Annotated in this window: 10 protein-coding genes, 1 tRNA gene and 1 pseudogene; 8 read left to right on the forward strand and 4 right to left on the reverse strand. The window is 34.5% G+C overall.

The window, feature by feature from the left end; genetic code table 11:
• The first annotated feature begins 382 nt into the window (after positions 1 to 382).
• Positions 383 to 826, forward strand: coding sequence for a nuclear transport factor 2 family protein (locus tag AC6CHH_RS14785; protein ID WP_498284235.1), 444 nt, complete (start codon positions 383 to 385; stop codon positions 824 to 826).
• 57 nt (positions 827 to 883) lie between these two features.
• Here the strand turns inward: AC6CHH_RS14785 and AC6CHH_RS14790 are convergent, their stop codons facing one another.
• The 4 genes from AC6CHH_RS14790 to rpe all read right to left on the reverse strand — a co-directional run bounded on the left by AC6CHH_RS14790 (position 884) and on the right by rpe (position 6,432).
• Positions 884 to 1,357 carry a DinB family protein gene (locus tag AC6CHH_RS14790; protein ID WP_498284237.1) on the reverse strand — a complete coding sequence of 158 codons (474 nt, stop codon included), beginning with the start codon at positions 1,355 to 1,357 and terminating at the stop codon, positions 884 to 886.
• A gap of 98 nt (positions 1,358 to 1,455) precedes the next feature.
• Positions 1,456 to 3,144 carry a M14 family zinc carboxypeptidase gene (locus AC6CHH_RS14795; RefSeq protein ID WP_498284239.1) on the reverse strand — a complete coding sequence of 563 codons (1,689 nt, stop codon included), beginning with the start codon at positions 3,142 to 3,144 and terminating at the stop codon, positions 1,456 to 1,458.
• 198 nt (positions 3,145 to 3,342) lie between these two features.
• Positions 3,343 to 5,607: an aconitate hydratase gene (locus AC6CHH_RS14800; RefSeq protein ID WP_498284241.1), complete on the reverse strand. Its 2,265-nt coding sequence runs from the start codon at positions 5,605 to 5,607 to the stop codon at positions 3,343 to 3,345.
• A gap of 144 nt (positions 5,608 to 5,751) precedes the next feature.
• Positions 5,752 to 6,432 carry a ribulose-phosphate 3-epimerase gene (rpe, locus tag AC6CHH_RS14805; protein WP_498284243.1) on the reverse strand — a complete coding sequence of 227 codons (681 nt, stop codon included), beginning with the start codon at positions 6,430 to 6,432 and terminating at the stop codon, positions 5,752 to 5,754.
• 239 nt (positions 6,433 to 6,671) lie between these two features.
• Between rpe and AC6CHH_RS14810 the strand changes: the two genes are divergently transcribed.
• The 7 genes and pseudogenes from AC6CHH_RS14810 to AC6CHH_RS14840 all read left to right on the forward strand — a co-directional run bounded on the left by AC6CHH_RS14810 (position 6,672) and on the right by AC6CHH_RS14840 (position 13,979).
• Entirely contained in the window at positions 6,672 to 8,804 is a 2,133-nt protein-coding gene (locus tag AC6CHH_RS14810; RefSeq protein WP_498284245.1) for an HD family phosphohydrolase, read from the forward strand.
• Between the two features lie 115 nt (positions 8,805 to 8,919).
• Positions 8,920 to 9,009 (forward strand) — tRNA-Ser (locus tag AC6CHH_RS14815).
• Positions 9,010 to 9,822: 813 nt separating this feature from the next.
• The gene (locus AC6CHH_RS14820) at positions 9,823 to 10,071 is read left to right on the forward strand and encodes a hypothetical protein (RefSeq protein WP_498284247.1); all 249 of its coding nucleotides are present in this window, start codon (positions 9,823 to 9,825) and stop codon (positions 10,069 to 10,071) included.
• A gap of 31 nt (positions 10,072 to 10,102) precedes the next feature.
• On the forward strand, positions 10,103 to 10,387 hold the full coding sequence (locus tag AC6CHH_RS14825) for a helix-turn-helix domain-containing protein (protein ID WP_498284249.1): 285 nt from the start codon (positions 10,103 to 10,105) through the stop codon (positions 10,385 to 10,387).
• 5 nt (positions 10,388 to 10,392) lie between these two features.
• Positions 10,393 to 11,256 (forward strand): reverse transcriptase family protein, encoded by an 864-nt coding sequence (locus tag AC6CHH_RS14830; RefSeq protein ID WP_498284251.1) that lies wholly within the window; start codon positions 10,393 to 10,395, stop codon positions 11,254 to 11,256.
• Positions 11,257 to 11,670: 414 nt separating this feature from the next.
• A complete protein-coding gene (locus tag AC6CHH_RS14835) occupies positions 11,671 to 12,405 on the forward strand; it encodes an HNH endonuclease (RefSeq protein WP_498284253.1) in 735 nt (244 codons plus the stop codon).
• A gap of 345 nt (positions 12,406 to 12,750) precedes the next feature.
• A pseudogene (locus AC6CHH_RS14840) lies at positions 12,751 to 13,979 on the forward strand (IS256 family transposase).
• Positions 13,980 to 14,169: the final 190 nt, after the last annotated feature.

Below are 14,169 nucleotides of genomic sequence, written 5' to 3' on the forward strand. Positions count from 1 at the left end.
CAACATTCCTAGCATTATTCCCAGATGAAAACGTTTTGCAATCATCTTGTGTTAATCAATGAAATCTTTAGCTAGAGGAATATCCAGAATCTTTAAGTTGATAAATCATAGGACTTCTTAGAAGCAAAGTATAATAGAGTTCTACTATTGTAAATGAATCCCTTCGTCCTTCAAATAGAAATATTCTTGTCCATATGTATTTTGTCATTTTCTCGGTAAAAAAGCTAGACAACCTTTATAATTATTTTACCGAAAAAGGATGTACTTTGACCGAGTAAGTATTTGTGTTGGCCTTTTCTAGGTGGTAAATCTTTTAATCCCGTTCTATATTTGGAGTATAGAAATAAAAATTAAACAGATACTAATCACTAAAAAAACTATCATGAATAATCTCGCAAAAACATTCGCATTAGCAGGTCTATTAATTACTTCTTCAATCTCAGGATTTGCTATAGATAAAGAAAAGGAAGTCTTAAACAAATCGGTCGTGGAAAATATTGTTGATGAATATATCAACAGTACTGTAAAAGGTAACACAATTTTTATCGATGAGCTATTTAGTGAAGACTTCACACAAAAATTTAATACCAAATCAAATCAAGCTCCTGTTTCAAAAAAAGATTATATTAAATATATTAAATCAAATAAAGGAACATCCTATAATTGTGATGTCGATTATCAGATTATTGAAAAATCAGGAAATTATAGTCTCTCAAAAGTTGTTTTAGATTTCAAAAATTTTAAAAGAACGGATTTTGTAACGATGGAAAAGGATAAAGACGGATGGAAAATTACCGAAGTAAATTCAGTTTTTAAAGCGAAATAACTGAATCTTAAAAAGATAAAAATGTCTTCTAGATCGATCTAGAAGACATTTTTAGGATTAGACTCTTTCCCAGAAAAATGGAGGTTCAATACCCAATGCTCTTAGATAAACATAGCCTTGAGCTCGATGATGAATCTCATTATCAAAAAAGTACAAAATACTTCCATAATTAGCATTCTTATACATGCCAAATAAATTTAGGACTTCATGGAATTCTTCATCTTTGATTTTATTGAAATATTCATTAATTAAAGGAGTTTGATCGTCCCATAATTTTAACATTTCAGCTTTTGAATTAATCATAATTTCATGAGAAAGCTCTTCCTCAGTTTTGTTAACGATTCCTTTTAAGCCTGGAAGTGCAATGGTTAATAATTCTTTAACTAGCTCAGAAAATGGACGCATCCCACCCACGCTGAAACTGAATAACTCTTCTTCTGGAAATTTTTCAATTGTACGCCTCGTTAAACCGCGATGTCCTTGCCAATGGTTTAAAAATTCGTCTCTAGTGATAAATGCTGTATTGCTCATATTGAATTCTTTTAAATGATTTACTAATTCAAATATAATCCTCGAGAATGACAGCCTATTGTCAACAACAATTCCTATCGAAAAAAAATATCCTTTTATTAATTAATAATCCTCCCAACTGGATAAAGCATGTGCGAATCCTCATAGTAAATTGATTTTTTATAAATCCAATCTAATTGAGCCTTAGCGCTTTCAGCAAGTTTAGAATTTTGTTTTTTTGCAAGCTCCAACGCTGCTGAGAGTTCGTTATCTTCTTGGAGTATCCTCGCAGCCTCTTCCTCAAATATATAGTCTGAAAAATATTCCTTTTGCGAGAGAATTGCATCGAAGAAGTTCCAATTAAAAAAAGAATCTGTTCCCTGAGGTTCAAGAGTTTCAACGATGTACCGGTTAATTGGTTGATTTACTTCTATCATCCAATCACCTGCAAAAAAATTTCGTTTCATTAACTTTGGTTTAACCTCAACGCTATAGTGCGGGTAATGCCCTTCGTAAGGATTTGACTGTGTTTTATATGAACCAATGTAATACATTTCAACCTCCATTACAGTATCGCTTTCTAATTGTCTCATCTCGACAGCATTTGCTTGCATTAAGGTTATAATTCTGTCGTAACTTTGGGGAATAATATACGCTTTTGGCTTTTTAATGATTATGGATGGCTTATAAGAACTGTAATATGGTACTTCTTTTGTATACGTTTTGCTTCTATCGTAATATAATCTATTGTGTCCACTCACTTGACTTTTTTTATGAAATGCTTGATAACCCATAAATGAAATAGAATCGACTATTTGTTCATCTAATGTCCAGGCAACCGGGAAATACTCTTGTTTTGAAACGGACTGTTTAACCCGTTTTCTTAAATCAACTAACGTTTTTGACTCTTTTATACAAACTTCTAAAAGACTCTGCATTAAGGCATAAGTTGACTCGACTCTCTCTTGATAGGTTTTCCACATGTGCGTTTCTGGCATATACCCTATGGTGTTATGTAAAGCTGCATATCCTGTAGAATACCTTGGGCTTTCTAAAAAAGATACCAACCCTGATTCTGGAGTTTCATCTTTTGGGTCTACATAGGGAATCATTGGAAATCCTAGGGATTTCATCTTTTGATAAAGGGGTTTAGTAAACTTCTCGTTCATGTAGCTGGAAAGCTCTGGATGAAATTTATCCTTTTGAGTCTCTATCAAAGTCATAACATACTGGTAATCTGCACCATTACTTGTATGTGTATCAAAGAAAACATCAGGATCCCAAAGACTAAAAATTTCTTGAAATAACATAGAGTTTCTAGTGTCGGCTTTTATAAAATCACGATTAAGGTCATAATGTTGTAGGGTGCCTCTAAAGCCGTACATTTGTGGTCCATTCTGATTTGCCCTAGAGACGCCCCTGTTAATCATGCCTGCGATATTATAAACCGGAATAACACAAATCACCACATGCTCAGGTAGCTCATCTTTCAGCAATAAGTCTCTTACAAACATGACCGAGGCATCCATACCTTCAGGTTCACCCGGATGGATACCATTATTCATAAATAAAACAGACTTCCCTTTATTTTTGATACTTTGAGGATTAAAATCACCGTTTTTAGATAAAATTAAAAGTTTTAGCGGTTTCCCTACATCGGTTAATCCAACCTCAATCAACTTTGCGTCCTTTCGGCCCTTAACGATATTCTGATATATTTCAATTAATTCCTCATAGGTGAGCGTTGTGTTCTTCTTTGGATCCAGCTCGTATCTAATTTTCTGGGCAGATAGATGTAAATTATTCATTGTTAAAATTAAAGAGATAAGTGGGAAAACTTTCAGCATCGACTTTACCATTTTATATTCATTAGGTATAGCAAATCTACTGATTTTACTTAAAATCAAAAACAAGGTGTTTTTTGCAAGACGGGATACCAAAAAAAAGATGCTCTCATAGAAAGCATCCTTTTTTATATAAATAAATATTAAATTCTAAATAATCATTTATTTCTGGTTGGAGCGAATAATATTCAACGCGCCACCAGCTTTAAACCATTCAATTTGTTGCTGATTATACGTATGGTTCACTACAATACTTTCACTCGTACCGTCTTGATGATGCAATACAAGAGTCAAAGATTTGTTTGGAGCAAACTCTGTCAGACCAATTAAATCAATCACGTCATTCTCAAGAATTTTATCGTAATCGTCTTTATTATCGAAAGTCAGACCCAACATACCTTGTTTCTTCAAATTGGTTTCATGAATACGAGCGAATGATTTCACAAGTACAACACGAACTCCTAAGTGGCGAGGCTCCATGGCCGCGTGTTCACGGGATGATCCCTCACCGTAGTTTTCATCACCAATTACGATCGAACCAATCCCTTGTGCTTTATATGCACGTTGAGTAGCAGGAACAGGACCGTATTCACCAGTAATTTGGTTTTTTACTTGGTCTGTTTTATCATTAAAATAGTTAACAGCACCAATCAACATATTATTAGAAATGTTATCTAAGTGACCACGATATTTCAACCATGGGCCAGCCATAGAAATATGATCAGTAGTACATTTTCCTTTCGCTTTGATTAACAATCTTAACCCCAAAAGATCAGTACCTTCCCAAGCTGAGAATGGTTCTAACAACTGAAGTCGGTCAGAAGAAGGTGAAACATCAACACTAATACCAGTCCCATCTAAAGCAGGAGCTTGATATCCAGGATCTTCTACTGCAAACCCTTTTTCTGGTAACTCAAATCCAGTAGGAGGATCCAATTTAACCTGTTCTCCATTCTTATTGGTTAACGTATCGGTTAATGGATTGAATCCAAGATCACCTGATATTGCAATTGCTGCTACCATTTCTGGAGAAGTTACAAAAGCAAAAGTGTTTGGATTACCGTCGGCACGTTTAGCAAAATTACGGTTGAAAGAATGTACGATTGTATTTTTTTCTTGCTTATCCGCATCAGCGCGATCCCACATTCCAATACATGGTCCACATGCATTAGTGAAAATCGTTGCATTTAGATCTTCAAAAGTTTTTAAGAAACCGTCACGATCAGCCGTATAACGAACTTGTTCAGAACCTGGGTTAATACCAAATTCAGCTTTCGTTATTAAGCCTTTGTCCACCGCTTGTTTAGCAATGGAGGCTGCACGAGACAAATCTTCATATGAAGAGTTAGTACAAGAACCAATTAATCCCCATTCCACTTTCGTTGGCCATCCGTTTTTCACAGATTCTTCACGCATACGTGAAATTGGAGTATATAAATCTGGTGTAAAAGGGCCGTTCAAGGAAGGCTCTAGTTCAGATAGATTGATTTCAATTACTTGATCGAAATATTGTTCAGGATTAGCATAAACTTCCGGATCTGCAGTCAAATGTTGTTTAATTGCATTTGCAGCATCTGCTACTTCTGCACGACCTGTAGCACGTAAATAACGCTCCATAGATGCGTCATAGCCGAAGGTTGAAGTTGTTGCTCCAATTTCAGCACCCATATTACATATCGTACCTTTTCCAGAACATGATAAAGATTCAGCACCTTCACCAAAATACTCTACAATCGCACCGGTACCACCTTTAACAGTTAAAATACCGGCTACTTTTAGGATAACATCTTTAGAGGCAGCCCATCCAGACAGTTTTCCAGTTAATTTAACACCTATTAGTTTTGGAAATTTCAGCTCCCAAGGTAACCCAGCCATTACATCACATGCATCTGCTCCACCAACACCGATAGCAACCATACCTAAACCACCTGCATTTACAGTGTGTGAGTCTGTGCCGATCATTAATCCACCAGGGAATGCATAATTTTCAAGAACTACTTGGTGAATAATACCAGCTCCTGGTTTCCAAAATCCAATACCGTATTTATTTGAAACAGAGCTCAAGAAGTTAAACACTTCTGAGCTTTCTTGTTTTGCACGGCTTAAATCTTTATCTGCTCCATCACGAGCCTGAATCAAGTGATCACAGTGAACCGTCGAAGGAACTGCCACTTGAGGTCGGCCGGCTTGCATAAATTGCAATAATGCCATCTGTGCAGTAGCATCTTGCATTGCTACACGGTCGGGTGCAAAATCAACATAAGATTTACCACGCTCATAAGCTTCTGTAGCATTACCATTCCAAAGGTGAGCGTACAAAATTTTCTCAGATAAAGTCAATGGTTTATTAACAAGTTGACGAGCTGCATTAATACGCTCATCATATTGAGAATAAACCTTTTTGATCATGTCTATATCAAAAGCCATTTATTTTTAGTTTAATGATTTATTTTTTTACTATAACTCTTAAGCTCTTTGGTCGAGCCAATTAGACAAAAATACAAAAAAAACATAGTTTAACTTGCATTTATGCCACCGCATACTAATTTGGAAATATTCTAAACAAACAAATCAGACACTCTCTCGAAATGGATCAATTGCTTTTAAAGCCTGAATAGTTTCCTTAGGATTTTCAGCACTGAAAACAAAGCTTCCTGCGACTAATACATCAGCACCTGCCAATAACAAACTACCAGCATTTGCTAATACAACTCCCCCATCAATTTCAATTAACACATCTGTATTATTCTTTTGTGCAATTTCTCTAAGCTCTTTAACTTTAGAATATGTGCGCTCAATGAATTTCTGACCGCCAAATCCTGGATTTACAGACATTAAGCATACCAAATCAATATCTTGGATCACATCGTTTAACAATGAAACAGGTGTGTGAGGATTCAAAGCAACACCGGCTTTGCAACCCAATTCTTTTATAGCTGCTAAAGTTCTATGAAGATGAGTACATGCTTCATAATGAACTGTAATGATCTCTGCTCCATTGTCTTTACAAGTCATCAAATAGCGATCAGGGTCTACAATCATCAAATGAACATCCAAAGGTTTTTTAGCATGCCTTGCAATTGCTTGCATAACCGGAAAACCAAATGAAATATTTGGAACGAAAACGCCATCCATGATATCAATATGAAACCAATCGGCTTCACTTTGGTTGACCATTTGAATATCATCATAAAGTTTAGCAAAATCTGCTGCTAAAATTGAAGGTGCAATTAAATGCTTTTGTGAGGACATGACTTTATTTTTTTTGCAAAGATAATAAAGTATTATCGGGTTAACATACAACCAATTATTTTAATGCAACAACTTCAGATTTTACATTCATTTTTTTACTCCTTATTACCTACGCCTAATTACGTACCCAATACCTTAAGCAGCTTTTTTTTACGTTATATTATTGATACTCTCAATAAACAGGCTCATTTGCGGTAAAATAACTACATTTGTTTGATTAGAGGTCTTAAATTCAGAACGTGGCAAAATTAAAGATAAACTACCCCAAAGGTACATTACAGCAAAATTCATCGATATGGAAATATGGCATGTTGATTTTTACAATTGTGCTTATCTGTATTTTTTTACCTAAACAACCTCGTTTCCGTTATGAATATCAAAAAGGAAAGCCGTGGAATCACGAAAATTTAATTTCTCCATATAACTTCGCTATTCTCAAGACTTCAGAAGAGCTTGCACGAGACCGACAATATATTCTAAACACAGTTCAACCCATATATAATCTGAATGATGTTGCTAGTAAAGAACAAATAGATCAATTTAACACAGATCTTAGTGAAAAATGGCAATCTAGTCAAATGGATTCTGTCAATTCAACCAACATGAATGATTATCGGCAAGTCGGAAATGCCTTGCTTGAATATATCTACAAAAGAGGAGTACTCTCGCTAAACAACAGGTATCAAGTTAAGGGCAGTGATTCGTTAAAAAATGACCCGACTTCCATGGAGTATAATTTTGTACTAGTTCATGATAATATTGCTCAGCAGAAAAATACTGTTGATTGCTTTACTATTCAAGCTGCTAATCATTACGTACGCGGTGCCCTTGAAAAAAACAAATTGATTGAACATAAGGCATGGCTTGCTGAGGTACTCAAAAATTACATTACCATTAACTTTGTGTTCAACGAAAGCCAAACTAACAAGGTTGAACAAACAGCCTTAGCAAACATTTCAACAACAAGGGGCATGGTCCAAAAGGATGAATTAATTGCTGAGGAAGGAAAAATTATTAACAATGAAGCTTATCAAAAACTAGAATCGCTTCGTAGAGTTTTTGAAGATGAGTCCCGAATAAGTGGCGAACAAAACCTCGTTGCATTTGGCCATTTCATTTTGATTTCATTAGCGATGGGATTATTAATGGTCTTTCTGTACTTTTTTCGAAAAGATATCTTCAACAATAATCGATTATTATTTATTATTTTTCTAGTTATATTGGTCATGTTAGGTGTTTTGAGTTGGGCTATAAAAGTCAAAATACCAAGTCTATATTTCATACCGTATTGTAGTGTACCAATTATCTTCAGATTGCTATTTGACACCAGGATTGCTTTAAACATCCATATACTAATGGTGTTGATTGCTGGTCTATTTGTGCCCAATAGTTTTGACTTTGTTTTTTTACAGTTTTCTGCCGGAATGGTAGCAATATATAGCATCAAAACATTAGTAAAAAGAGAACAATTTTTAGTTTCTACAGTAATTATTATGGCGACTTATACCTTGGGTTATGTTGGCTTGGTTCTTACCAGAAATGGTTCCTTTTCAACCATTTATTGGCAAGATTTATTACCATTTACAGTGAGTGTTGGTTTAACTCTATTAGCATATCCTTTGATTTATGCATTTGAAAAACTTTTTGGAATTGTATCGGATCTTACCTTAATGGAACTGACAAATAGCAATTCTAGATTGTTAAGGGAATTATCTCTAAAAGCTCCAGGAACGTTCCAACATTCTCTTCAGGTTGCTAATTTAGCTGAAGCAGCGATTTATAAAATCGGCGGAAATCCATTACTTGTTCGCGCAGGTGCACTTTATCATGATATTGGTAAAATGATAAACCCTCTTTATTTTATCGAGAACCAAAAAACAAATGACAACCCTCATTCAGAACTTACACCAGAACAGAGTTCGCAGATTATCATTTCTCATGTTCTTAAAGGAATTGAAATGGCTAGAAAACATCAAATGCCTGAGGTGGTCATCGATTTTATTCGAACACATCATGGGACAACTAAGGTTGATTATTTTTATAATTTAGCAATAAAGGCTAACCCAGACAAAGTAATTGATGAATCCAACTTTAAATACCCTGGGCCGGTACCTTTTTCTAAAGAGACTGCCGTGCTTATGATTGCTGATTCTGTAGAAGCTGCTTCTAGATCATTAAAAGAACCAACGGAGGAATCCATAAATAATTTAGTGGATATGATTATAGATCATAAAGTACTTCAGCGACAATTTGCAAACGCTAATATTACTATGCGCGATATTACTGAATCTGCAAAAATATTTAAATCAATGCTCAAAAGTATTCATCATGTTCGTATTGATTATGATTTAAGCAAAAAAAAGGACAATTAAAAAAAATAGATTGACATTCAGAAGGTTGACATTTTAAAGCTTAAAATGTTAAAATTTTCGACTATTCAACTTTGTATAGTAAAATTTTTGCTTTATGTTTGCACTGTCGAAACACGGAGAGGTGCCTGAGTGGCCGAAAGGAACAGTTTGCTAAACTGTCGTACTGGAAACGGTACCGCGGGTTCGAATCCCGCCCTCTCCGCCAAGACAAATTAAAACCCGCTGAAAATCAGCGGGTTTTACCTTTTTTAAATAGTTAATAGCCCCACCAAATTATAGAGTAGCAGGATCATACGAAATTCGTGGCGAATAGTAAATATCAAGCATTTAATTCATTACTCTGTAAGAAAGAATTGAATATCTCACTCCACGAAATATACTTCTAAATGATTTCAATTTAGCATTGAATGATTCTGCTGATGCATCTGTGCTATTGTTTATTTTTAGGATTACTTTGTAAAATTTCCTTCAGAAAAAATATCACTACAGAATATATTTTTAAATAAAATTTGCTCTGACAGGAATATTTTATATATTTGTATCATAAGTTCTTTGAAAAGCTTTGAAAAGCAACGGTAGTTAATATTCAAACGTCTAAAGTATATATCAATTAATATATACAACCCTCAAGGGCATTTGGGGAGCACTAGCTCATCACTACAACAACTAAACCCAGCAACAGATGTACTTTGATGAATCCAACCAACAACTATACTGAATTCATCACAAAACACTATGAAGCAGGACAACATTAGAATACTATAATCAGTGATGAATAAAAACTTTATTCTTCAAGATATTAATCCTCTATAGAAATGTAGCGGAAAGTGATAAACCCATAATTATCAAAAGCAGAGTATAATACTCTATGTAGATGATGATTTAATCTGATTTAATTAGACTTTTTTTTGATTGGAGCAGGATATTGTAGGAATGGAACAAACGAACAACGTTTATGAATTTAATTACCCATTATTGATTTGAGCAGGCAATAGTGCCTTAATTAAATTTACAAATAATGACAGAAAAAAGCTTTAGAAGCTCAGATGACCTTATACAAGGTATAAGAAGCATCCTTTCAAACGACCGTTGTTCGTTTTCAGTTGAAGAAAAAGATCTTTTAGAAGATTGCATCACGAGATTAGAGGAAACAAAAGTTCACCGCCCCTCAGATCCGATGATAAAAGAAGAAAATCTTAAAGTCTTAATGACACTTATGCGATTTTTCTCTAATGCAAAACATCTTATTGACTTATTCATCGACTAACATTCCTACATTTTTCAAAAATAATATTACTATGGATATTGGTACTACTATAAAAGAGTTGAGAAAGAAAAAAGGGCTTAAACAAAATGAGCTGGCTGAAAAAGCTCATATAACACAAGCATATCTTTCCAAGATTGAAAATAATTCAAAAGAAGCGACAATTAGCTCTCTTAAAGCTATAGCTCATAGTCTTGACACCCCCCTACCTATTCTTTTTTTCCGTTCTATGACTTCTGAAGATGTAGAAGCTGAAAAAAGGGAAGCTTTTGAAATTTTACTACCATCGATTAAAGGAATGGTCGACTCATTTAGTTAGATATAATGTTAGATACTCCTAAACTTTTAAAGGTTTTAGGTACCGACCAAAAGAAAGTAGACTCTATTTTGCGTAATTTAGACGGATACTATTATTTAAAATCGACTCCTAAATTAGATAAAAACGGAAATCAAGTTTTTGACAAAAATAATAAACCTCGTTCAAGGGATATTTATCCAACCGTGGGCCAACTAAAAAAAATACAGAAATCTATTTTACATAAAATATTATCCTGCATAAATTTACCAAAATATGCCTTTGGTGGAGTGAAGAAAAGGGATAACATTTTAAATGCTAAAAAGCATCAGGGTAATAAATTTTTCTTTAACACTGATTTGCGAGGGTATTATCCTGGAATTACTAATTCACAGGTTAATGATATGTTTATCAAATATAAATTTGCACCTTCAACAGCAAGCCTTTTGACTAAATTAACAACCTACAAGGGTATGCTACCACAAGGAACCCACACTTCTCCTTATATTGCAAACTTAGTCTTTACAAATGTTGGAACTAAACTACAGACATATGCGGATCAAAATGAACTTACCTTTACCACTTTTGTAGATGACATTACATTTTCTTCTAAAAATGACTTTAAACACCTTATCCCTGAAATCATTAAAATCATTACATTAAATGGATTCAGAATAAGTCACAACAAAACATTTTATCAAACTAAAGAACCAAAGGTGACTCAAGTTATAGTAAAAAACAATGGTTTAAAATTAGATTCAGCTTATCGTATAAAAATTGATTCTTTTAACGAAACAGAAAAAATGACTCCCAAAGCTTTAGGTATAATAAATTATTACGAACGAGTAATGAAACTAAGTAATATTCCCAAGAAAATAGTCTTCAAACAATAACTTTAAAACTTTTTTATTACGATTGTGGGCTCCTGGCTACGAACTACATATTTGTTTTTCGATAATATGTTTAAAGTTATATGAGGAGAGGCCACTCTATTGTTCCATATAATGGGAATTACTGATATATTATTTGCTACGTATGTATCTGGGCCAATTATAAAGCATGTTTTGCAATTTGTAAATAAGAAAGCATCGAAATTGGGTAAGAGCCCTTAGAGTGCAGCACTTTTGGTAGAAATAATAATATTTACCGATTACAGTAGTAAAATAAACTATGATTTATTTTAAATTTTAATAAAGACTTAGTTTGACTTTATTTGCTATATAGGTAGACTCCCGTGTTTAGGTAGTGAAACTTTTGATATATTAGCTTCGCTAATACATCTGTTATGTACAATTAATGAACTGAACATGGAAACAACACTTTTGGTTGGTGATAGATTTGAAGGAGTCTTATTGGAAACGATTAAAGGAGAAAGCTCAACAAGACCTCGTGTAAGACCTTTGGAATATTTCGATAGAGATGTTAGAGTTGAATTTCCACGAAATCTGAGAGAAGAAAATCCTATTGGTACTAGATTTAGAGCGGATGTGAAGGTATCTCAAAAAACAAAAAACGGGCAGCCTTTTGGAAATCCTTATCTTGTTGCAACCGATAGTAGTATTAACAAGGTAGAGGATTTTATCCCAAAAAAAATCATTCAAGCCATTAAATTAAACACTGCTAGTGATAGAGCCTATGATTACATAGAAAAAGAATTTAACATAGAACCCAATTTGATAAAATTTGAAGATTTTAGAGATAAAGCTTATAAAAATGCTATTGAGTTGCCAGAAAATACGCCAGAAAGTTTAACTTCTAATATTAAACGTTCGGATTTGATTAAAACTTATGCTCTTTCTAGAGCTAGAGGAAAATGCGAAGGATGTGAGAGTGATGCTCCATTTTTAAAAAGAAATGGACAACCTTATTTAGAAGTGCACCACATGATAGAGTTAAAAAATGGTGGAGGCGACTCTCCACTGAATGTATCTGCTATCTGTCCTAATTGTCATGCAAGAGTTACTCATGGATTTGATGGAGTAGAATTTAATGACATGTTAAAATCAAAAATTCAGAAACTAGAGCATCAATTAAATCAGTAAACTGTACATAACATATGGACATTGATGTTTATGAAATTACGATATTAGAGTAACTTCTCTAAGTAACTAACCTTGTTTATTGAAAATTTAGCATACTAAAAAAAGCCTCAATATATAGAGACCCTAATCCCAGTTGTAAACCAGCCTAATAACACATTGGTAAATAGCAAGATATTGACCACTCTCCCAAACAGACAATAATATTTAAACTGTTCCCAGAACTTTATGACCAACACATCTAAGATTTTTATAAATGGATCAAACATAAAGAGACTGTAACGTGAACTGTGTCAACGGAATAATTTAATAAGATTTTTTATATTTAATTATTCAAACGACATGGTCATGAAAGAAAAGACCCCATTCGACTTTGAACGCTTCAAAGAGGAAGCCATGCAAGGTCTCTACAACGGCAAGAGTCTATCTCCCAACGACGGCGTTTTGGCACCCTTAATGAAGCATTTACTGGAGTCTATGATGGATGAGAGCTAGAGAATCATCTTCAAGAGGAGAAGGCCTCCGGTAGCTCTAATCGTCGCAATGGAAAGACAAAAAAGACAGTTCGAGGTCTTAATACCGGTACTTTTGAACTAGAATCCGGGCGTGATAGGTCTGGTACATTCGAACCTAAAGTAGTTCCCAAGCGTCAGCTTTTTATTACAGAACAGCTAGAAGGGCATGTTCTTGGTATGTATGCCAAAGGCATGAGTACACGTGCTATCAGCGATTTTATTCGTGAGATGTACGCTATGGATATTTCTGCTACCGAAATATCCCGTATCACAGAAAGTGTCATGCCCGCAGTAAATGAATGGAGAACTCGTCCATTGGAAGTGGTATATCCTTTTGTTTTCTTAGACTGCATGCACTATAAAATACGCCAGAATGATACAGTTGAATCTAGGGCTATTTATAATATAGGTGTAGGTATGGATGGACGTAAAGATCTGATAGGTCTTTATAGCTCAGAGAATGAAGGTGCAAAGTTTTGGTTATCTGTTCTCACAGACTTAAAACAGCGTGGTGTCGAAGATATTCTAATTGCTTGTATCGATGGTTTGAAAGGTTTTCCCGAAGCTATTGAAGCTATTTTCCCAAAAACTAAAGTTCAGCTATGTATTGTTCACCAGATCAGATCAAGTATGCGCTATGTTACCGAAAAGGATAAAAAAGCCGTTATTGAAGATCTGAAGCCCGTTTACAAAGCTGTTAACGAAGAAGTGGGCTACGAAAACCTACTTGTCTTTGAAGAGAAATGGGGCAAGAAATACCCAATTGCTGCTAAATCCTGGCTGGACAATTGGGTCAACTTATCTACTTTTTTCGAATACGATGAACAGGTTCGCAGGACTATTTACACCACTAATCCTATTGAAGGAATGCACCGTCAGGTCCGTAAAATTACGAAGTCTAAAGGTGCATTCAGTTCTGAACAAGCTCTTATGAAGTTAATGTTTCTGATAATAAAGGATATCTCTAAAAAGTGGACAATGCCGATGCACAACTGGGGCTTGACGATATCTCAACTTTATATTAAATTTGGAGATAGGCTCAAGCTGGATAGAGGCTTTTAGAATTAGGTTAATTATCCAATGACACAGTTTGAGTTACACTCCCAGAATGTGCAGGAAAACCTGAAATGAAGCTAAGTAGCAGAGTCCCTAAACAATAAGATTATGTATTTGAACACCAAATATTAATCCCTTTAACATTCATTGGTAGACTTCCCCATTTTTAAATCTCGCTTTAGTTAGAACCCTATCC

It is taken from the genome of Sphingobacterium sp. GQ94 (assembly GCF_059758715.1).